19 protein-coding genes are annotated in these 22,246 nt (G+C 48.5%); 13 read left to right on the top strand and 6 right to left on the bottom strand.

Annotated elements, in window-relative coordinates; translation table 11 throughout:
• Positions 1-25: 25 nt before the first annotated feature.
• A complete protein-coding gene (locus tag J2X05_RS07050) occupies positions 26-655 on the bottom strand; it encodes an HvfX family Cu-binding RiPP maturation protein (protein ID WP_310070528.1) in 630 nt (209 codons plus the stop codon).
• Between the two features lie 96 nt (positions 656-751).
• Entirely contained in the window at positions 752-1,489 is a 738-nt protein-coding gene (locus J2X05_RS07055; protein WP_310070531.1) for an Ivy family c-type lysozyme inhibitor, read from the bottom strand.
• A gap of 110 nt (positions 1,490-1,599) precedes the next feature.
• Here J2X05_RS07055 and J2X05_RS07060 point away from each other — a divergent pair, with 110 nt between their 5' ends.
• The 5 genes from J2X05_RS07060 to J2X05_RS07080 all read left to right on the top strand — a co-directional run bounded on the left by J2X05_RS07060 (position 1,600) and on the right by J2X05_RS07080 (position 9,586).
• Positions 1,600-2,349 (top strand): electron transfer flavoprotein subunit beta/FixA family protein, encoded by a 750-nt coding sequence (locus J2X05_RS07060; RefSeq protein ID WP_310070533.1) that lies wholly within the window; start codon positions 1,600-1,602, stop codon positions 2,347-2,349.
• Entirely contained in the window at positions 2,346-3,305 is a 960-nt protein-coding gene (locus tag J2X05_RS07065; protein WP_310070536.1) for an FAD-binding protein, read from the top strand. The genes J2X05_RS07060 and J2X05_RS07065 overlap by 4 nt, the downstream gene beginning before the upstream one ends.
• Positions 3,306-3,427: 122 nt before the next feature.
• Complete coding sequence (locus J2X05_RS07070; RefSeq protein ID WP_310070538.1) at positions 3,428-3,625, top strand: DUF2788 domain-containing protein; 198 nt, start codon at positions 3,428-3,430, stop codon at positions 3,623-3,625.
• Between the two features lie 48 nt (positions 3,626-3,673).
• Entirely contained in the window at positions 3,674-5,866 is a 2,193-nt protein-coding gene (locus tag J2X05_RS07075; protein WP_310070540.1) for a response regulator, read from the top strand.
• Between the two features lie 189 nt (positions 5,867-6,055).
• Positions 6,056-9,586 carry a ThuA domain-containing protein gene (locus J2X05_RS07080; RefSeq protein ID WP_310070542.1) on the top strand — a complete coding sequence of 1,177 codons (3,531 nt, stop codon included), beginning with the start codon at positions 6,056-6,058 and terminating at the stop codon, positions 9,584-9,586.
• A 94-nt stretch (positions 9,587-9,680) separates the two neighbouring features.
• Here J2X05_RS07080 and acnB read toward each other — a convergent pair whose 3' ends face one another.
• Positions 9,681-12,299, bottom strand: a complete 2,619-nt coding sequence (gene acnB / locus J2X05_RS07085; RefSeq protein ID WP_310070545.1) for a bifunctional aconitate hydratase 2/2-methylisocitrate dehydratase — start codon at positions 12,297-12,299, stop codon at positions 9,681-9,683.
• 333 nt (positions 12,300-12,632) lie between these two features.
• Between acnB and J2X05_RS07090 the strand changes: the two genes are divergently transcribed.
• The 5 genes from J2X05_RS07090 (at position 12,633) to J2X05_RS07110 (ending at position 18,014) form a co-directional block, all read left to right on the top strand.
• Positions 12,633-13,673, top strand: coding sequence for an SMP-30/gluconolactonase/LRE family protein (locus J2X05_RS07090; RefSeq protein ID WP_310070547.1), 1,041 nt, complete (start codon positions 12,633-12,635; stop codon positions 13,671-13,673).
• 71 nt (positions 13,674-13,744) lie between these two features.
• Positions 13,745-14,227, top strand: a complete 483-nt coding sequence (locus J2X05_RS07095; RefSeq protein WP_310070550.1) for a DUF1289 domain-containing protein — start codon at positions 13,745-13,747, stop codon at positions 14,225-14,227.
• A 10-nt stretch (positions 14,228-14,237) separates the two neighbouring features.
• Positions 14,238-14,843 (top strand): MiaE family protein, encoded by a 606-nt coding sequence (locus J2X05_RS07100; protein WP_310070553.1) that lies wholly within the window; start codon positions 14,238-14,240, stop codon positions 14,841-14,843.
• A 133-nt stretch (positions 14,844-14,976) separates the two neighbouring features.
• A complete protein-coding gene (locus tag J2X05_RS07105) occupies positions 14,977-17,451 on the top strand; it encodes a glycoside hydrolase family 9 protein (protein WP_310070556.1) in 2,475 nt (824 codons plus the stop codon).
• 164 nt (positions 17,452-17,615) lie between these two features.
• Entirely contained in the window at positions 17,616-18,014 is a 399-nt protein-coding gene (locus tag J2X05_RS07110) for a LiaF transmembrane domain-containing protein (protein ID WP_310070560.1), read from the top strand.
• Positions 18,015-18,022: 8 nt separating this feature from the next.
• On the opposite strand, the gene lpxH is transcribed toward J2X05_RS07110, so the two are convergent.
• Entirely contained in the window at positions 18,023-18,745 is a 723-nt protein-coding gene (gene lpxH, locus J2X05_RS07115) for a UDP-2,3-diacylglucosamine diphosphatase (RefSeq protein ID WP_310070561.1), read from the bottom strand.
• Position 18,746: 1 nt separating this feature from the next.
• Positions 18,747-19,241: a peptidylprolyl isomerase gene (locus tag J2X05_RS07120; RefSeq protein ID WP_310070562.1), complete on the bottom strand. Its 495-nt coding sequence runs from the start codon at positions 19,239-19,241 to the stop codon at positions 18,747-18,749.
• 121 nt (positions 19,242-19,362) lie between these two features.
• Between J2X05_RS07120 and tmk the strand changes: the two genes are divergently transcribed.
• Entirely contained in the window at positions 19,363-19,986 is a 624-nt protein-coding gene (gene tmk, locus J2X05_RS07125; protein ID WP_310070565.1) for a dTMP kinase, read from the top strand.
• Here tmk and J2X05_RS07130 read toward each other — a convergent pair.
• Complete coding sequence (locus tag J2X05_RS07130) at positions 19,983-20,621, bottom strand: pseudouridine synthase (protein ID WP_310070568.1); 639 nt, start codon at positions 20,619-20,621, stop codon at positions 19,983-19,985. The two genes, tmk and J2X05_RS07130, sit on opposite strands and share 4 nt — an antisense overlap.
• Positions 20,622-20,716: 95 nt before the next feature.
• On the opposite strand from J2X05_RS07130, the gene J2X05_RS07135 reads away from it, so the two are divergent.
• On the top strand, positions 20,717-21,742 hold the full coding sequence (locus tag J2X05_RS07135; protein ID WP_310070571.1) for a DNA polymerase III subunit delta': 1,026 nt from the start codon (positions 20,717-20,719) through the stop codon (positions 21,740-21,742).
• A gap of 70 nt (positions 21,743-21,812) precedes the next feature.
• Complete coding sequence (locus J2X05_RS07140; protein WP_310070574.1) at positions 21,813-22,166, top strand: PilZ domain-containing protein; 354 nt, start codon at positions 21,813-21,815, stop codon at positions 22,164-22,166.
• The last annotated feature ends 80 nt before the right edge of the window (positions 22,167-22,246 follow it).

Here is a 22,246-nt window from a genome sequence, read left to right on the forward strand (position 1 = left end):
CACCATAATCACTTTGCACACCGGATTATCTATTTAACGAAACGTTTTTTAACAAAGGATATTGGCGGCCAAGATAAAGGTTTAACCAATAATCCAGGCTGTGATATCTCCCTCCGCCCAAACCTGCCAATGCCAGTAACATAATGAAATAAGTTGCTGCGAATTCAATACCGTTATTAAGAATCACAAATTTTCCGCTGGCGGTGAGCCATTCATAATTGCCGTGTGTTTGTAAAATATCGCGAGCGCGCTCCAACTTTTCGGGCGCCGCTAACACTTGCTCATTGGCAAAAGGCGCATTGGCATCGGCAATGGCTTGCCAGCCGTTATCCCAATGAACACAAAGGATTGCAATGAGCATGGTGATCATCAGTGGAATGCTGATCAAGCGGGTGAACAAGCCCAGCACTAGCAACACGGCGCCAATAAGTTCGGCCGCTGTTGCAAGCACCGTCATTAAAAATGGAAAGGGCAGGCCTAGGCCCCAATCGGAATTGCCGAACCACTCGACGGTGCTATCAAAGGCGTTTAGTTTGCTCATGCCCGCCATCCAAAAAATCGGTGCGAGATATAGGCGTAATGCGAGGCTAGCGAGATTGGCGCTATGGTTTATTAGATTGTTGTGCAGGCGGAAAAGTGAGGTAAAGTTAAGCATAGAAGGCATCCATAAGTATTAATAAACTTATAGATGCCTGAGTGGCGAGTTTGTTACAAATATTCCGGTGGGGCCCGGGTATCGATTGGCATGGGCTTACTGCGCTTTTTTCTCCAGTGCTTCGGCTTCTTTTTTCAAAGCTTCATCAAATTCCAGCTGCTCCTGGTCTACCTTTGGCGCAACAGGCAGTGCTTGCTGAAGATTCTCCGTGGTTTGTGTTTTGACTTTTTCAACTGAGTTATTTGCCGCTTCATCGATTTTTTTAGTGATATTGTCGGTTACAGCTTCAACGGGATTCTCTACTATCTTTTGTACATCCAGCAGTGCTTTTTGTTTTTCTTCCAGGGATTTTTTGGCTGCCTGAGCTTTGTCGTAAGCACTTTGTAATTCTTTGGGGAGTACTGGGGTGATGGCTTGTTTGGCGCCTTCGATTTGCTCGGAAATAATTTCCGGCGTGCCATCCTTAATTAACATTACTGCCATTTGGTTGGTGTCGGCATTCCATACCATGGCAGCTTTATCGGTAATTTCTTGCACTTTCGGCGGTGCGTAGCGCGAAGCGACATAGAATAGGGCACCTTCCTGTTGGATAGTTTGCGCGGTACGCAGAAGTTTCATGGTGGGTTCGTATTTATCACCTAACAGTGCAGTCATGCGGTCTTTCACCATGGGCGTTTCAAACAGGTCAACTTCGTTGGGGTCAAAGCCCACCAAGGGTTTTAAAAATGACCACATCAATTTGCTTTGCAGTTGGTTTCCGATAAGCAGCGATGAAACGCAAGCGGACAGAAAAATACACATAAACGCGATAGAGATGAATTTGGTAGTGCGCATAAAAAATCCGATAAACAGCCAGGGTTAATGTTGCCGTCGGGCAGTGTACGCAATGTGATTTGCGCCGTACAATACAAATTGTTTAACTCGTTAATCACAAGGAAAGCGCCTTGAAAATTTTAGTGGCAATCAAGCGCGTAGTGGACCCCGGTGTCCGCGTGCGCCCTTTAACTGATGGCAGTGGTATGTATATCACCAATGCCAAAATGTCGATGAATCCCTTTTGCGAAATTGCCGTTGAAGCTGCCATTCGGCTGAAAGAGCAACAAGTGGCCACCGAAATTGTGGTGGTGAGCATCGGTACACAGGCAGTGCAGGAGCAATTGCGCAGTGCGCTCGCCCTGGGTGCAGACCGGGCGCTTCATATCAGTACTGATTCCCCCCTTGAACCGCTCGCCATCGCCAAAGTGCTACATGTGCTGGTGCAGCAAGAGCAGCCTCAACTAGTGTTGCTGGGTAAACAGTCCATCGATGGTGACCACAACCAAACCGGACAGATGCTGGCAGCGCTCTGTGGCTTTCCACAGGGTGCCTTTGCCTCCCGTATTGAATGCAAAGGCGATGAGGTCTGGGTAACGCGTGAATTGGATGGTGGCTTACAAACTCTTGCGCTGAGACTTCCCGCGGTGATCACCACCGACTTGCGTCTCAACCAGCCGCGCTACCCAACCATGCCCAACATTATGAAGGCGCGCCAGAAGCCGCTCGCAGTAATCCCCTTGGCAGATCTGGGGTTGGACCTGCAACCACGTCTTCAAACTCTTGCGCTCGAAGCGCCCAAGCTGCGCCAGCAAGGCGTCATGTTGAGCAGTGTTGCGGAACTGGTGGATAAACTGCGGCAGGAGGCCAAGGTGCTATGAGGTCATCGAATAATGTAAGCGCATTGGTGCTGGTGGAGCAGGATACTAGTGGTTTCAGCTTGATCAATCTCAAAGTGATGGGCGCCATTGAGCGCCTGCGTCATTTTGTTGATCTTGAGGTGGATCTATTGGTGGTCGGTAAGGATTGTGCTGCGGTTGCTGGTATGGCCGCGCGTATTCCGGGTGTTCGCCAGGTGTTGCTTGCCGATGGCGAAAGCGGTGAGCATCAGTTGCCTGAAACACTTGCCCCCTGGTTGGCTGAACTCTCAGGTGGCTACACGTATTTCTGTGTGGGTGCGACTACCTTCGGTAAAAACCTGTTGCCACGAGTGGCGGCGTTGATGGATATCCAGCCGGTTACTGATGTGGTTGCCATACATTCAGACTGCGAATTCTCCCGGCCCATTTATGCGGGAAGCGCGCTTGCCCGCGTGCGTACCGGGCAGCTCACGAAACTCTTGAGTGTGCGTGCGAGTGCTTTTGCTGATGTTACTTTGGGAGAAAGCAGTGCGGCTATAGTGCCCATGACACCGCCTCCGTCGCAAAACATGAGCCGTTTTATTGAGCAACAACAGGTACAGGCCGAGCGGCCTGAACTTGCCTCAGCGCGTGTGGTGGTGTCGGGCGGGCGTGGGTTGCAAGCCGGCGAGAACTTTCAGCTGCTCTACCGCCTGGCCGACAAGCTAGGTGCTGCAGTTGGTGCATCCCGCGCAGCAGTAGACGCGGGTTTTGCCCCCAACGATATGCAGGTGGGCCAGACCGGAAAAGTGGTGGCACCGGAGCTGTATATCGCGATAGGGCTTTCAGGCGCAGTGCAACATTTGGCGGGCATGCGCGATTCGCGGGTAGTAGTGGCGATCAACAAAGACCCGGATGCCCCTATCTTTCAAGCGGCAGATTATGGTTTGGTTGCTGATTTATTTGATGCGGTGCCCGAGTTGATCGCGCTTTTGTAAAAGTGCTGTAACAAATACGCTTAACCTCAACCCTAAAGCCGCTAATACAGCGGCTTTTTGTTTTTTTCGCTACAATGCCGCCCCATTCATCCTCTTCACGCGTTTATCAGGCTTAATCGACCATGAATCTCGAACAATTTGAAACCTGGGCTATGTACATTTGTGGCGGCGGGCTGATTATCTTTATGTTTTTTATTGTGTGGGATCTCGCCAAAAAATCCAAAGCGGGCCGGTTTGGCACCTTCATTCTGTTTGGTGTATTGGGTTTTGCGATTATGGTATTTGTGATTAAAGAAGTATTTGTGCACGTACTCAGCTAGCCTTGCTGGGTTAGCGCCGATTCCAATCATTATCAATGTGGGTTAACCATGTTCCATTTTTTTGTCCCCGTCACCAAGGTTCAAAAAGACCGTGCCATCATGCGCGAAACCGATGCGCGCGTTGCTAAATACAGCCGTCGCGGTCTAATCCTCAATTTTATTGTCTTTGTTCTCTGTCTTGCGTTCGGCGACTTTCAGGAAAAAGAACACAATCTGGCGATAGTGCTGGTGACCGGGCTACTGCTGGTGACACTGGTGCGCAGTTATTATTTATTTCGTTTCGATACGCTTTACGCCCGCGCTCCTACGCGCTGGCGCAACCAATACTTTTTTGCCTCTTGCCTTGGCGCTGCCTGGTGGAGTGTGATTTTGGTTACGCTTACCTGGGTGCAGGGGATGCGCGATGAAACTTTGGTGATGTGGCTTTATTCCGTTGTTTTTTACTCCAGTGTCGCCAACGTTTTTGCACCTTATCGCCATTTTCTGAGTTTGTATTTAGCGATAGGGCAAGTGCCCGCTGCTATCACCGCCATTATGCTCGGCACTGCGGAAGGCGCCTTATATGGCTGCATTATGTTGGTGTTTTACGTGATGCTCAGCCATCAGGGAAAGGTTACCTCGCTTGCTTACTGGGAGCGGCTGGAAGCACATTATTCTCTGCGTGAACGCGCGCAAGGTTTGGAAAATGAAAAGCGTACCTCGCAAGCGCAGATTGAATTAAAAAATGAGTTTTTGGTAAACCTTGGGCAGGAGATTCGCTCGTCAATTAGCGATGTGATGAGCACGCTTTCATTGATCGACGACAGTCAACTTTCCGAGCATCACCGTGAATTGCTCACTACTGCGAACAAAGCGACTGGCCGACAAATCGATTTGGTAAATAACGTGGTTGATTTCTCCAAGATCACCACGAAAACGCTGGTGCTCGATGAAGTTGAATTTGACTTGCGCCGTGTGCTGGAAAAATTTGTACAGGATTTTACGCTCGATGCACATCAGCAAGGCATTGAACTCTATTACAGTTTTGATCCGAATATGCCTCTGCGTGTAAAAGGGGATGTGGCGCGCTTGAACCAAATTCTGGCGACCTTGCTTAACCACACTCTCAAAGCCAGCCGGATTGAGCATGTGTTTATCGAAGCGCGATTCCATCAAGAGCAGGATGATCTTGGTGAATTGCAAGTGATCATCAGCGATAGCGAAAAAAATGTCGCGGGAGAAAATGATCCTGAAGCCCATGAGAGCAACCAAAAAGGCATAGGCCTGTCGATTTGTAAAGGCTTGGCAGAATGTATGGGTGGCAGTATTCATTTGCGTGAAAATAAAAATCGCGGCAATCGCATTTTTATTAATGTCACACTGCAGGTGGTATCACATGAAGACCGCCGTTTTGGCTCGGAGCAGAAGTTGCGCGGTAAGCGCGCGTTGTTGGTTGACTTGCCGGATAGCAATGCCAATGCACTGGCCGACGAAATTAATGCCTGGGGTATGAGTACCACCATTGTATCGGGGCAGGAGCAAACAATTGCAAAATTGCGTGAACAAGCTGCGAACAACACGCCCTTCGATTTGGTGTTGATTTTTACTAAACTCAATAATATGAATGGTTTGGCCCTATCGCGCGAAATTGCCGCCCACCCCGATATCGCCGATGTAAAACAAATTATCGCGATGAGTATATTGCAGAGCGATAGCCCGGAAATGAAGTTGCATTTGCGCAGCCACCCACAAATCTGTGTGATTGAAAAACCGATTATGCGCAGACGTTTACACGACGTTGCGGTGCAAAAATTATTGAACCTGAATATCGATGACGAACGTAAACTCCAAGAGCGGGACACACTGGGATTGGTGGTGATGCCGCGCGTGCTTCTGGTTGAAGACCATCGTGTAGATCAAATGGTGATTAGCGCTATGCTCAAAAAGCTGGGGTGCTATGTACAAATAGCGCATAACGGTTCAGAAGCGGTTGAGATAGTTGAAAAAGAGCGCTTTGATCTGGTGTTAATGGATTACGACATGAAAGAGCAGGAGAGCATAATTGCCACTCAAAAAATCCGCACATATGAACGTGCTAACAACAGTCTCCGGCATTTGCCGATTGTGGCAGTAACCGCAGCACAATCCGACTCTGATCAAGAAGTCTTAGCTGCAGGAATGGATGACCATATTAGTAAGCCAATCCGTTACGATGATCTGGAAAGCCGCTTGCAGCGCTGGCTGGAAAACTCCCGCGTGTAAGTAAGTTGACACTTGTAGGATAAGAAGCGTTTATAAGCGTAAACCTGCAGGCTAAAACAAAATGCCGCTGATATTATCAGCGGCATTTTCATTTTCAGGGATGTGCGTTTTTGTTATACCAGTCCTATGGTTTTACTTGTTCACTAGTTATCACCACTACTAAAAATACATCTAAAAAAAGGTTCGGTCATGCGTATATTCGGCCAGTACACCCTTGTTAAAACTCAACAGCTACTCGGATTAACTTTTCTTCTCTTACTTGCCAGTTGCGGGCAAGGGACATCAGATACAGCAGCACCTGAAGGGCAGCCAAATACTGCACTACCCACTACGTCGGCAAGCCAGGTGCAGAGCATTAGCGGCGCACGTATTTTGGTGTTTAGCAAGACGGCTGGTTGGCGCCATGATTCAATTCCCGCTGGCATAGCCGCGTTTGAAAAATTGGCTAATGAGCAACAATTTTCGGTGGTGGCGACAGAAGACTCGGCAGTGTTTACCGATGCCGAACTGAGCCAATTCAATGCAATCGTATTTTTAAATACTACGCTCAATGTGCTTGATGAAAATCAGGAATTGGCAATGGAGCGCTACATTCAAGCGGGTGGTGGTTTTGTAGGCATCCACGCTGCTGCAGATACCGAATGGGAGGGTGAATGGTTTTGGTATCGCAATTTAGTGGGTGCTGTTTTTAAGGATCATCCCAATACCCCAAGTAATGTGCAACAAGCAACAGTGAATTTTGTCGATAAAAAGCATGCATCAACAGAGGCTTTGCCGGACTCTATCAGCGTGGCCGATGAGTGGTACAACTATCGCGATATGTATGAATTTATCAACGTGGTTGCCAAGGTTGATGAGTCAACTTACCAAGGTGGCGGGCACGGCCATGATCATCCCATTTCCTGGTATCACGATTACGATGGTGGCCGCGCGTTTTATACGGGTATGGGGCACACCAGTGAATCATTTTCTGATCCTAACCTGTTGCAGCACTTGCTTGGCGGTATGACTTATGCGGTAGGTTTGAATCATCGCCCTGGTTTTAAGCCGCGTTTGGATTACACGAAATCCAGACCGGAAAATAATCGCTTTATTAAAAAGACCTTGGTCGAAAAATTAGATGAGCCAGTGAAGCTGGCATTTTTCCCGAATGGCGATGCGTTAATTGCATTGCGCCCTGGCGCCTTCCAGCGCGTTGATTATAAAACCGGCCAAATCAGCGATGCGGGCAAGTTGGTGGTTGGTTACGATAAGTTTCAGGAATGGGGTTTGGTTGGTGTGGCGGTTGATCCTGATTTTGATAAAAACCAGCGCATCTATGCGGCATTCACGGTGAAGGATGAGGCCGGGAATGTTGCGCAGCGGTTGTCACATTTTTTGTGGCGCAACAACCAAGTCGATGCCACAACCGAACAAAAAGTCCTGCAGTACCCGATCGATAATAACTGCTGCCACACCGGCGGTGATTTGCAATTTGGCAACAACGGCGAATTGTTTTTTTCTACCGGCGACAATACCAATCCGCACGATCAGGATGGTTATGCACCGCTCGATTTTCGCACGGGCATGAAAAAGAACGATGGGTTGCGTGGTGCCGGTAATACCAACGACTTGCGCGGGAAAGTGTTACGCATAAAGCCTAAAGCAGAAGGTGGTTACGATATTCCTGCCGGAAACTTATTCACTGACGCTACTCAAGGTCGCCCGGAAATTTATGTAATGGGCGCGCGCAACCCGTATAGCATCACCTTTGATAAACGTAACAACATGTTGTTTTACGGTGATGTTGGTCCCGATGCAAGCAACGATTCCGACGAAAAAGGTACGCGTGGTTACGATGAGATTAATCGCGTGACGGCGCCAGGTAATTTCGGTTGGCCGTTGGTTATCGGACAAAACGAACCCTATAACCAGTACGATTATGTTGCGAAAAAACCAGGTGATCTGGTTGATGTAAACAATCCGGTTAACTACTCGCCCAATAATACCGGCGCAAAACAATTACCACCCGCGCAGCCAGCGTTTATCGCTTATCCCTACGGAACATCCGATGTCTTTCCTGAAATGGGTACTGGCGGGCGTACTGCTCTGGTGGCCGATATTTATCGCTCTGGTGATTATCCTGAATCGGTAAATCGCTATCCTGCGTATTACGACAATAAACTATTTATCCTCGATTTTATGCGCGCTTGGGTAAAAGTGGTGAGTTTTGATGAGCAAGGGCGCATTCAAAAAATTGAGCCTTTTGCCCCACAAATTAATTACGCATTGCCGATTGATGCACGCTTTGCACCCGATGGTACTTTGTATGTACTTGAATATGGTATGTCTTGGTTTACTGGCAATCCGGATGCGCGCCTTGCTCGGATTGAATATGTGGGTGCCGGTAACCGTCCACCTGTTGCGGAAATTACGTTAGAGAAAACCCAATTTGGCGTCCCGGCAACCATTAATGCATCAGCGAATAAATCTGTGGATTTGGATGGCGACAAAATTACTTATGCATGGAAGTTGCACTGTGCCGATACAGCCTGTCCTGAACGTGCTTTAGGTGATGCCGTTGAATTGAATTTGGCGTTGGATAAACCGGGGAAATACAATCTGGAATTAGCAGTAACCGATGCACAGGGGGCAAAGTCATTGTTCACTGCGCCACTTGAAATTGGTAACGAGCCGCCAGTGATTGGTTTCTCTACTACAGAAAACCAATCGTTTTTCTGGCCTGACACCAAACAGTTCAATTATGCGTTCTCTGTTAATGATAAAGAGGATGGTGCTGTCGGTGAGGTAGAAAATGGTAATCCACTGGTTACTTTTACTTATGTAGAGCCGGAGAAAAAATCCGCACTTGGGCATCAAGCCGTTAATTTAGTTGATCAAGGTAAAGCGTTGGTTGATGCAAATAATTGTTTGGGTTGCCACAAACTGGATGAAAAAATGGTTGGCCCGGCATTCCGCGATGTTGCTAAAAAATATCAAAAAGATTCCAAAGCAATCGCGTATCTGGTGAATAAACTCGGTAATGGCGGCGCAGGTGTGTGGGGTGAAATGAATATGCCGGCGTTCTCCGGTTTGAGCGAAGCTGAACGCACCGCACTAGCTACTTATGTGTTATCGCTGGCGGAAGATCATTCGCCTAAAGGTTTGGCATTGGCAGGCACCTTTGATCTTAAATCTCATCAAAAAAATTCGGCATCTTTAAAAGCAGATAAACCCTACACCTTAAGTGGTGAGGCTTATATTTTTACTGCAAAGTACAAGGACAAGGGCGCAAATAATTTCTCGTCAATTGAGGTAAGTAAACAAATCAAACTTATTCCGGCGCGGTTGGATTTTTATAGTGTGTATGTACCAACTTCTGCTACCAAAGAAGCCAAGCAAGATACATTCTATAATGTTAAGTCAATTATGGTTCCCGCTAGTGAAGAAGTCTCTGGGTTCGCGTTTGGCCACTATGATTTGACCGCGGTGAAATCCGTAAAAATAGGAGCGCTGTTTTTTAAAGAGCCGACTACATGGCTGTTCGAAATTCGTCGTGGCAATGCCGAAGGTGATGTGCTGGCTTCAGGTACCATTTCACCTTCCAAGCTAAAAACCTATGGGCGCAACAGTATTCCCTTAAAAGAAACCAGCGGCTTCACCGAGTTGTATATCAACATAAAACCTGAACAGAAGACTGCAGCAGAAGTGCGGTTGCATGACATCAGTTTCGAGAAATAAAACCGGTTTGCGGCACAATATATTGCAGATGAAAAAAACCCGCTAAAAAGCGGGTTTTTTTCGTTTAAGACTTGCGTCTTATTTTTCCCCGGCCTTACACAGCAACAGTTTGGATCTCTACCGCAGCAATACGCTTGCCTTCGTTAGCCGAGTTTTGGTAGCTCTCAATTTCGTTGAAGTTGAGGTAGCGATAAATCTCGGAAGACATGCTGTTGATTTTGCTCGCGTAGCTTTGGTATTCCTCTGGTGTTGGCAGCTTGCCGAGTACCGCAGCGATAGCCGCCAATTCAGCAGAAGCCAAATACACGTTAGCGCCTTCACCCAAACGGTTGGGGAAGTTACGGGTAGAGGTAGATACCACGGTGGATTTTGGAGCTACACGCGCTTGGTTACCCATGCACAGTGAGCAGCCTGGCATTTCGGTGCGGGCACCTTTAACGCCATAGATGCTGTAGTAGCCTTCTTCCATCAACTGATGCTCGTCCATTTTGGTGGGCGGGGCAATCCACAGACGGGTCGTTAACTCGTCTTTGGTTGAGGCAAGCAATTTACCTGCAGCGCGGAAGTGACCGATGTTGGTCATGCACGAACCGATAAACACTTCATCAATCTTCGCGCCTTGAACTTCAGACAATACTTTCACATCATCCGGGTCGTTAGGGCAGGCGAGGATTGGTTCTTTGATATCGGCCAGATCGATGTCGATAACGGCCGCGTATTCTGCATCTTTATCGGCTTCCATCAGTTCAGGGTTGGCAATCCAGGCTTCCATCTTCTGTGCGCGGCGCTCAAGGGTGCGGATATCGCCGTAACCTTGTTCGATCATCCAGCGCAGCATGGTGATGTTGGAAGTCATGTATTCAATGATGGGCGCTTTGTCCAACTTGATAGTACAACCAGCTGCTGAACGCTCAGCCGATGCGTCAGAGATTTCAAACGCTTGCTCTACTTTCAAGTCAGGCAAACCTTCAACTTCAAGAATGCGGCCAGAGAAAATATTCTTCTTACCCTTTTTCTCAACTGTCAGCAAACCGGCTTTGATTGCGTAAAGCGGAATCGCGTTTACCAGATCACGCAAGGTGATGCCTGGTTGCAATTCGCCTTTGAAGCGCACCAGAACAGACTCCGGCATATCGAGTGGCATAACGCCAGTCGCCGCAGCAAAGGCTACCAAGCCAGAACCGGCCGGGAAGGAAATGCCGATTGGGAAACGGGTGTGTGAATCGCCACCAGTACCTACGGTGTCAGGCAGCAACATACGGTTCAACCAGCTGTGGATGATGCCGTCGCCCGGACGCAGGGAAACACCGCCGCGAGTCATAATAAAATCGGGCAGGGTATGTTGGGTTTCGATATCCACTGGCTTTGGATACGCAGCAGTGTGGCAGAAGGACTGCATGGTGAGGTCGGCCGAGAAACCAAGGCACGCCAGGTCTTTCAACTCGTCGCGGGTCATAGGGCCAGTAGTGTCCTGTGAACCTACGGTAGTCATGTAGGGCTCGCAGTAAGTGCCTGGGCGAATACCTTTAACGCCGCAGGCTTTTCCTACCATTTTCTGTGCGAGTGTATAACCCTTGCCGCTATCAGCCGGTGCTTCTGGCAGGCGGAACAAAGTGCTTGCAGGCAAGCCCAATGATGCACGCGCTTTGGTGGTCAGGCCACGGCCGATGATCAATGGGATACGACCGCCAGCTTGAACTTCGTCCAACAATACGTCTGATTTGAGGCTGAATTCAGACAGCACAGCGCCGGTAGTGGCGTTGAGGATTTTCCCCTCGTAAGGGCGAATCTCAATTACATCACCCATGTTCAGGTTATCAACCGGTGCTTCAAACACCAGTGCGCCAGCATCTTCCATGGTGTTGTAGAAAATCGGCGCGACTTTGCTGCCGATACACACACCGCCGGTACGCTTGTTAGGTACGCCCGGAATATCTTCACCGATAAACCAGAGTACAGAGTTGGTTGCTGACTTACGTGAAGAACCGGTGCCCACAACATCACCCACGAATACCAGTGGATAACCCTTGGTTTTCAGTGCTTCGATTTGTTTGATCGGGCCAATTTTGCCTGGCTCATCAGGGGTGATTCCATCGCGTGCCATTTTGAACATGGCCAGTGAGTGCAGAGGGATATCAGGGCGTGACCAGGCATCAGGTGCTGGTGACAGATCATCGGTATTGGTTTCGCCGGTGACTTTGAAAACGGTGAGCTTGGTGCTCTCGGGAACTTTAGGCTTGCTGGTGAACCATTCGGCGTCAGCCCAGGATTGCATCAGTTCTTTCGCATGCGGGTTGCCCGCTTTTACTTTTTCTTCCACATCGTGGAATGCATCAAACATCAACAGGGTGTGCTTGAGCTCTTTCGCAGCCAGGGGTGCCAAAGTGGCATCGTCAAGCAGGCTAACCAGAGTTTCGATGTTGTAACCACCGAGCATCATGCCGAGCAGTTTTATCGCGAGAGGCTTATCGATCAGGGGGGAGGAAGCTTGGTCTTTCAAAATCGCGCTTAGGAAAGCGGCTTTAACATAGGCGGCTTCATCAACGCCGGGCGGAACGCGGTTGGTGATCAAATCCAGTAATACTTCAGCTTCACCAGCGGGGGGATTTTTTAACAGTTCAACCAATCCAGCAACTTGTTCGGCGTTTAATGGTTTTGGTGGAATACCTTCTGCGGCGCGTTCTGCGACCTGTTTACGATAGGCTTCAAGCACGGTTTTATCCTCATTAGTGTAGGGGTTACTCCCTCGGCAGGATCTCTGCTTCCGGAGACTATCCATGGCCTTCATGGATGACTAAGTGCGCTCAAAAAAACAGCGCCCTTAAAAAAGCTCGTGAGAGCGGTAAATCGGGCGGGAAGTATACCTCAAGCCGCGCAACCTGTTAATGCGCCCAAAGCAACTCATACCGGTTTACAGGCATGTGTCTCGCTCAGTGGGAATCGGTATTTAAAGTCGATTGTGATAAGGTGGCGAGCTTGTTTGATGACCCCAACATGACCTATGGCAACGATAAAAATGGCTCCTGCCAATAAAAATGAGGACACTATGATAGCGACAAAGAAAGCGGCACAAAAAAACCTGTTAATTTCCAGCCTGATGGTTGGTTTGCTCGCCACCTTGGCGGGTTGCGATAAAAAACCAGCTGATGCTCCGGTAGCGAGTGATGCGGTAGTGTCATCCGCTGCGGCAGAAATATCTGTTGCTGCTCCTGCAGTTGCAGCCTGCGATGGCACAGCGCCCGCCGGTGAGTTGACCCCGGTACGCATCGAAGCGGCGAATACCACTCGCACAGAACCTGGTTTATTTGAAGGCCCGGTTTGGATTAAAGATTCACTGTATTTTTCTGATTTTGTTTTCACCAACGGATTTTCATCGCGTATTCAAAAGTTGGATGCGAGTGGCGCAGTGACGACTGCAATTGAAGATTCGGGCAGCAATGGCCTCGCAGTAGACAGCAACGGTCTGTTAGTTGCGGGAACACACAAATACAAAAGTCTCTCGCGCTTTAATCCTGCAACGGGCGAGCGCAGTTCAGTAGTCGAACAATTCAACGGCAACGTATTTAATTCGCCGAATGACATTGCCATCGCTAAAGACGGCACTATTTATTTTACCGACCCTGCTTTCCAGCGCGATGCTGCGCCAGGCGGCCAGGAAAAAACCGGTGTTTACCGTGTAGCAGTTGATGGCACAGTGACCTTGGTTGATGACACCATTAGCAATCCAAACGGTATCGCTTTATCACCCGCAGAAGATGTGCTTTACGTAAACGGCGGTGGTGAACAAGGTTTACTGCGCGCTTATCCAATCGTAGATGGTGTTCCACAAACAGGAAAAGATTTGGTAACTGGATTAACGATTCCCGATGGCATGGCGATTGATTGTAAGGGCAATATTTATTTGACTGAACACATCGCACGTCAATTGCGTGTATACACCCCAGCGGGTGAGCAAATTGCGCAAGCATCTACCGATGCCAATCTCACCAATGCGGCATTTGGTGGGGTGGAAGGGAAAACCCTGTACCTGACTGGCGCAGGTTCATTGTGGAAAATTGAATTAAATATTACTGGTTCAGCCTATTAATTTTCTTCGTTTTTTATTTTTATACACCTGCGAGCCGGTTGTTAAACCGGTTCGCTTATAACGCGATTATTATGCTTGTATTAAAACCCGTAAAAACTCCCTGTGTGGGAATTTGCTCCACCGGCATTGGCGACAGTGTCTGCCGTGGCTGCAAACGTTTTGGCCACGAAGTTATCGATTGGAATAGTTACACCCATGAGCAGCGTTTGCTAATTGCGCAGCGGCTGGAAGCGTTTCTCGCACAAATTGTGCAGAACATGATTCAAGTCAATGACGAAAAGTTATTGCTCACGCAAATTAAACACCAGCAAATCCAATTCAAGCCCGAGCAAAATCCCTATTGCTGGGTATTCGATTTATTGCGCGCAGGCGCCAGCCAGATTCAGGATTTATCTCAATACGGTCTTGCATTACAAATGAAATGGGTCGGTACACCATTGACGGTGATTCGCGATAATATCGACAAGGATTTTTACGCACTATCCTGCGCTCACTATGAACGCTACATATCACCTTGTTTCGTCACCGCTGAAACCCTCGAACAACACAAATAGTTTTTACTTTATGAATGCTCTCACCAAAATCCAGCAATTCCTGCACTGCGAAACTCCCGATGCCTGGGTAAAAAATGCCTTGGACAATCAAGCACTGTTATTGCTCGATCACGCCAACTGCGAAAAAAAAGCAGCATCCACTGCGCTTAATTTAATGTTCCGCTACGTGGGCGATTTTGACATGATGAACAAAATGTCCCGCCTCGCCCGCGAAGAGCTTCGTCACTACGAACAGGTGATGGCTATTATGAAGGCGAGGGGCGTGAGCTATGATCAAATCACTCCAGGCAGATATGCAGGTGAGTTGCGCAAATTGGTTCGTACTTCAGAGCCAGGTCGCTATATAGATACACTCATTTGCGGCGCCATCATTGAAGCCCGCTCCTGCGAACGCTTTGCCAAAGTCGCACCGCACCTTGATCACGAACTGCAAACATTTTACCTCTCACTACTTAAATCAGAATCCCGCCACTACGAAGACTATCTAACGCTCGCCAAACGTGCGGCTGAAGGCGCGGATATTTCTGCGCGAGTGCAGGAATTTTTAGCACTCGAAAAAACGTTGATTGAAGGTGGGGATGAGGAGTTTCGGTTTCATTCGGGTGTGGTTAACTAAATGTAGGTTGGTCGTCAGCCCAGCCTGCATTTTGCAGCGAGTAAACCTCCGTTATTAAGTGTAAATCTCGTATACCAGTAGGTTATGTGCATCTAGACTATAAGTCTGCACCAATAATAAACTGGAGATGTACATGGCATATCAACTCGGTCAATGGCGGGGTTTGCTCGCCGTTTTGTTTGTTTCTCTCGCCTTGCCTGCCCAAGCAAAAGACGATCTCACCCTTAATGATAAAGACTATTTCGAAAAGCCCGGCTTGAATGTGCTGGTGTTTAGCAATTGGTATGACGGGCTTTTTAGCGATTCCAAAACCAGCGGGGTGGAATTAATTCATCACGGTGAGCGCACGGTTACCAACGGTGATGTGCGTTTGAATGCGACGCCGGAGCAATGGGATATGACGCCCATGTTCAAGGAGCGCAAAGTGAATCGTGAAGATCAATCCATCGAAGCATTTCTGCATTATCCCGATGAGCAATTTGACTTCTCCATCAAAGTGACTAAAAACGCAGCAGGCGTGCGTTTAACAGTTAACTTGCCAAAACCGCTACCAAAATCCCTTGAAGGCAAAGCCGGTTTTAATTTGGAGTTTTTGCCTGCAGCTTACTTCCATAAATCGTTTTTGATGGATGACACAGCTGGCGGTTTTCCGGTTTATCCCACAGGTCTAAAAGAAATTAATGGTAAAGCTGATCCCATTGCGCTCGCGCAAGGGCAGCATTTGGTATTTGCTCCGGAAGATAATGAGCGCCGTGTAAGTATCCGTTCTGCCAGCGCACCGCTCGAACTTTATGATGGTCGTGGCAAGGCGCAAAACGGCTGGTTTGTGGTGCGCAGTAAAATTCCGGCGAATAAAACCGGTGCGGTAATCGAGTGGCAAATTGATGCGGCGACGGTAAAAAACTGGATTCGCAAACCTATGATTGCGCATTCGCAGGTGGGCTATCACCCAGCGCAGAAAAAAATCGCCGTCATTGAGTTGGATGCGCGCGATAAAAAAATCCAGAAGGCGAGCTTGATAAAAATTAATGCCGATGGCACCCGTAAAACAGTATTGAGTGAAAAACCCGAAAGCTGGGGCAAATATTTGCGCTACGAATATCGCCAATTTGATTTCAGTAAAATTCAAACGCCGGGATTGTATACAATCACTTATGGTGATCAGGAGACCCACAGTTTCCGCATTGATAAAGCAGTTTACCAAGCCGCATGGCATCCAACGCTGGATATGTATTTGCCGGTGCAAATGGATCATATGACGATCAACGAATCCTATCGTATTTGGCATGGTGCATCCCATCTTGATGATGCTTTGCAAGCGCCAGTAAATATCGAACATTTTGATTTGTATGCGCAGGGGCCGACAACTGATACACCTTATAAACCGGGCGAACATATTCCCGGTTTAAATATCGGCGGCTGGTATGACGCAGGTGATTACGACATCCGTACGCAGACCCAATACGATGTGGTGAATACTTTGGTGACTGCGTGGGAAACCTTTGGTTTGAAACGTGATACTACCAGCGTGGACTACGCGCGCAAATTTGTTGATCTGCACACGGCAGATGGCAAGCCCGACGTGTTGCAACAAATCGAACACGGAACGCTTGCGTTAATTGCGCAGCATCGCGCTGTGGGTCATGCAATTCCCGGTATTGTAGAGGCGCATATTGATCAGTATCACCATTTGGGAGATGGAATCACTAAGACGGATAATTTAATTTACGATCCGAAAATGGGTGAAATGGAAACTGATGGTTTTAAAAGCGGCAAATTTGATGATCGCTGGGCATTTACTAGCAAATCCTCATCATTAAATTACGGTTCTGCCGCCGCGCTTGCTGCGGCTAGTAGGGCATTAACCGGATTCAATGATGAACTTGCTAAAGAATGTTTGGCAACCGCAAAAAAAGTGTGGGCGGAAGAGGCCGCAAAAGCGAAGCCGGATTCGTTCAAGCATGGCAACACAACTGGTGGAAAACTTGAGCATGAACAACTCAAAGCGGCGACTGAGTTGTTGATCACTACTGGTGAAGCAAAGTATGCACAAGCGGTTAAAAAACTGGCAACTGAAGTGGACTTTGGTGGCAATGCTTCCTGGTTTATTCGCGCTATCCCGTATATGGATGCAGATTTCAAACAGCAACTAAAAAGTAAAGCGCAAATTTATCAAACTGAACTTGCTGCGACTCAAGCAAAAAATCCTTTTGGTGTTCCCATCACCGAAGGCGGTTGGGCGGGCAGTGGTTGGGTGATTCGCCACGCAACCAACAACTATTATATTCACAAAGCGTTTCCTGAATTGGTGAGTCGTGAGTCTGTGTTGCAAGGTTTGAATTTCCTTTATGGAACTCACCCTGCGCACAATTTGTCGTTGGTATCAAACGTAGGAACCCGCTCCAAAGAAGTGGCATATGGAATGAACCGTGCTGACTTCTCGTTTATCTCTGGCGGTATTGTTCCCGGTATTTTGGTGTTAAAGCCGGACTATCCAGAAAATCACGAAGACTGGCCGTTCTTCTGGGGGGAGAACGAATACGTGGTTAACCTTGCGGCGAGTTACATCTTTTTGGTGAATGCAGCGGAAGATGTTTTGAAAGAATAGTTGGATTGTTGGTTGTTCTATCCGGGAAAGCCTCACCTACTGGTGGGGCTTTTTACTTGGCGGTAATCATTTCTGCGGACGTCCGCAATTAAGTGCGGGATGTGTGAACCCAATTTCTGGTTTATGATGTCTAAAAAGGCACCCTAACCAATATGGAGTTTGTTATGTCTAGCCCTGACGATAATAATTTATCCCCGCATCCAACCCCGGCCCCGATCAAAGACACTAAGCCTGCGTCTAGCAATTGGCCGCTAGGTTTGGCGATTGTTGTAATCGGCGGCTTATTGTTGGCGCGCAATCTTGGCTTTGAGTTGTTCTTTTTGGATTTTCACAATTGGTGGGCGTTTTTTATTTTGTTGGCGGCTATCGGGCCATTGCAGCAAGCGTTCAGTTTTTATCGCAAAGAGGGTTTCGGTGCCGCTGTTGCCAATTCATTGGTGTCAGCGGGGGCGATTATTTTTATTGCCATGATGTTTTTGCTCGATCTTTCATTTGGAACCTGGTGGCCGATTTTTGTGATTATTGGTGGGCTTTATATGATGACGAGTCGCAACCGTAATTAAGTAATGAGTTAAATTTTCCAGTCGATTAATTCAATACTGTTTTGATCCGCTTTGATGCACCAGCCTGCGTCATGCCAATCGCCCAGCACAATGCGTTCAGCGGGTTTGCCAGCGATAACCAGTTGATGGCGTGCAGGGCGATGGGTGTGTCCATGAATCATGCGTGTGACACCAGCGCTTTCCATTTGTGTTAAAACTTCGGCGGGCGATACATCCATAATATCGTCTGCTTTTAGGCTATTCATACTTTGGCTTTTTGCACGCATTTGTGCGGCAAGAGCGCGGCGTGTTGCAATTGGCTGCGCAAGGATTTGTTGTTGCCAATGCGGGCTGCGCACCATTGCACGAAATTGTTGGTACTCGACATCGTCAGTGCACAAGCTATCGCCGTGCATTAATAATGTAGGCGTGCCATATAAATCGATAGTTATTCCGTCGGGGATTAATTCCATTCCGGCTTTTTTAGCATAGGTCGCGCCCAATAAGAAATCGCGGTTGCCATGCATAAAATAAATTGCAACACCTAGCTCACTTAGCTTGTGCAATCCATTGGTAACATCCTGCGCCAGTTCTGAGTTGTCATCATCTCCAATCCAGGCATCAAAAAAATCGCCGAGAATATAGAGCGCTTCGGCGTGAACGGCTTGGGTGTGCAAAAATTGAAAAAACGCCCGCGTAACTTGCGGGCGTGACTCGTGAAGATGTAAATCCGAAATAAACAGCGTGTGCATATTATTCTGCAATGGTGGCGCTTTGAATAATCACGGCTTCTTTTGGTACATCTTGATGGAAACCTTTGCTGCCGGTTTTGACACCTTTGATTTTGTTGACTACGTCCATACCATCAACGACTTTGCCAAATACACAGTAGCCCCAGCCCGATGCATTTTTGCCTGAGTGATTCAGAAAGCTGTTGTCTTTTACGTTGATAAAAAACTGTGCAGTCGCGCTGTGTGGATCATTGGTGCGCGCCATAGCTAAAGTGCCTGTCAGGTTTTGCAAACCGTTATCGGCTTCGTTTTGAATCATTTCCCGGGTTTCTTTTTGTTGGAAATCCTCGGTAAAGCCACCGCCCTGAATCATAAAGCCATCGATTACGCGGTGAAAAATGGTGCCGTTATAAAAACCTTCTTCGACATATTGTTTGAAGTTGGCAGCGGTCTTGGGCGCTTTATCAAAATCCAATTCAATAACGATATCGCCGTAGTTAGTATGTAATGTAATCATGGTGAATCTCCCTTGAGATTTAGAGGGTGGTGCTGGAAAAAGCCGGTATGATACGCGCTCCCCCAAGGGGAAGGAATGCGTAAATAGTTAAATTTAACAGCAGAGAATATTAGAGAGATCTATGCAGCGCGGTAAATTTCTGACGATTGAAGGCACCGAGGGTGTCGGAAAAAGCACAAATTTGGCTTTTGTGGCCGATTGGCTGCGCGGGCGCGGCATTGAGGTGATAATCACCCGGGAGCCGGGCGGTACGCCTCTGGCGGAGGAGATCCGCAGCCTTTTGCTTAGCAAGCGTGAAGAGCCATTCGATGAAACTGCTGAGCTGCTGTTGGTGTTTGCCGCGCGTGCGCAACATTTGGCGCAGGTGATAAAACCGGCCCTCGCGCGAGGTGCCTGGGTGTTAAGTGATCGTTTTACCGATGCGACCTTTGCGTATCAGGGCGGTGGGCGCGGCTTGAGTAAAGCCATTATCGAGCAGCTCGAGCAACTGGTGCAGGGCGATTTGCGCCCGGATCTGACCTTGATCCTCGATATTGATGTCGAACTGGGGTTGAACCGTGCGCGCCAACGCGGTGAGTTGGATCGCTTTGAAAGCGAGGCGGTGGTGTTCTTTGAGCGCGTGCGAGCGGCTTATCGCCAGCGTGCAGAGTCAGCGCCCAATCGTTATGCGTTGGTTGATGCAGGCAAAACGCTCGACGAGGTTCAGATTGAAATAGATCAGGTGTTGACGAGTCTGATCGGTTAAAAATCCGGTGTTGCTTGTACGCGCACTTCAACGCCGGTAATCGGGTGATTTAACCAGAGTTCCTGTGCATGCAGTAATAGGCGCGGGGCTTTTGCGAGTACATTCTCCGGCGCGTAGAGTCCATCACCCAGCATGGGGTGGCCAAGGCTCAGCATATGGATGCGCAGTTGATGGGTGCGGCCGCTTACCGGCTCAAGTAAAACGCGGGTTACCTTCTTTTCCAAATCCCTTTCCAGTACCCGATAGCGTGTATGCGCCGCTTTGCCGCTTTCAAAGCATACTTTCTGCAGCGGGCGATTGGGCCAGTCGCAAATGAGTGGCAGTTTGATTTCACCTTCATCGTCCGCCACTAATCCATCTACCACGGCGACGTAACGCTTGTGGATCGCGCGGGATTCAAACATATGGGTGAGATTTTTCAGTGTCAGATAATTGAGCGGGAACATCACAATGCCGGATGTACCTTGGTCAAGGCGATGAACAATTCGGGCGTTGGGGTTAAATTTCAGTGCTCGATTGGACAGGCAATCCTGTTTATCCGGGCCTTTACCCGGTACGCAGAGCAGGCCGGCGGGTTTATTGGCGATGAGTAAATCCTCGTCGAGGTACAAAATGTCGAGCTGGGAATCGGTCATCGGTAAGCCTGAAGCTGAATTAAGCGGGCGCGGATTATCGCAAATTTGCTAAGCTTGCCCAATCTTTTATTCAGTGCAATCCAGTTGAGTAGTTCATGAGCGACTTTCCCATCCATCCATATCCTTGGCAGCTCAGCGAATGGCAGCAGTTGCTGCAGCAGATGGCCGCTAAAAAATTACCCCACGCCATGATGATTGCAGGCCCTAAGGGAATCGGTAAACGTCATCTGGCCGACGCGCTGGCGCAGTTGTTGTTGTGCCAGGCGCCGATTGAAGGAACCCCTTGCGGCAAGTGTCGTGGTTGCGAATTGAATAAATCGCAAACACATCCTGATCTGGTATGGCTGGAGCCCGAAGAAGAGGGCAAGGCGATCAAAGTGGATCAGGTGCGTGAGCTGACGGAATCGCTCAGTAAAACCGCCCAGCAGGGCGGTTACAAAGTGGTGATTATCGAGCCTGCTGAGGCAATGAATGGCAACTCTGCTAATGCGCTGTTGAAATCGCTTGAAGAACCTGCGGCTAATACGTTGCTGGTGCTCGTTACCCACAGCCCAAGTTCGGTGCTGCCCACCATTCGCAGCCGCTGCCAGTTACGCAAGTTCCCTATGCCGCGCGCTGAACAAGTATTGCATTGGCTATCGCCTTTGCTAGCGGGAAGTAATGCTAAGGCAGATACCTTATTGGTTGCCGCGCGCGGGGCACCGCTCACTGCCTTGGCATTGTTGCAAGGTGATGCACTGGAGCAGCGCGAACAGGTGCTACAACAATTTGTGCGCTTGAGTCTCGGGCAAATATCGGCGATTGAGTTGGCCGCTCAGTGGCACAGCGGCGATGTGCATGGCTTTATGGAATGGTTTCTCGGCTTGTTGCACAGCATCGCGCGCTGGCGAGTGGGTGGTGAAGATGCGCAAATGGAGCAGGCGCCGGTTGAATGGCGCGAGCGCTTGAGTAACCTTAACTTACCGTTGCTGCATCGCTATATTGAAAAAATCCTGATCTCCAAAAAGCAATTGTTGAGCGGGTCAAATCCCAATAAGCAATTGTTATTAGAGGAATTATTGCTCGATTGGGGCGCTTTGTTGCGCGCGAGCACGAATCGCGCAATGGCGTCTGGACACTAGTGAGCTAATCTATTAGTGTTTCGGCCTTATTAAGCCTGTGATCTGACAAAACAACAATTCAGGATCTGTTATGCAACCGATTGGCGGTGGTGCCCGTAATGGCATACTTTCTCTAACGATTAAAGACAAAGCTGTTCTCTATGCAGCCTATATGCCCTTTGTAAAAAATGGCGGCATGTTTATTCCTACCAATAAAAGCTACAAGTTGGGCGATGAAGTATTTATGTTGTTGAGCCTGATGGACGAGCCGGAAAAAATCCCGGTGGCGGGAAAAGTGGTGTGGGTAACCCCGAAAGGTGCGCAGGGCAATCGCGCGGCGGGGATAGGTGTACAGTTTAGCGATCAGGACAACACCGCGATCAACAAAATAGAAACCTATCTGGCTGGCATGCTCAGTTCTGATAAGCCCACACATACCATGTAGTATCTTATAACGTGTAAAATCGCCCCACTGAGTTTCCGTGAAGCCAGGTTATGCCTGGCTTTGTTGTTTCTGCTTTTTAT

The organism is Cellvibrio fibrivorans, assembly GCF_031457055.1.
In the GTDB taxonomy this organism is placed as follows: Bacteria; Pseudomonadota; Gammaproteobacteria; order Pseudomonadales; family Cellvibrionaceae; genus Cellvibrio; species Cellvibrio fibrivorans.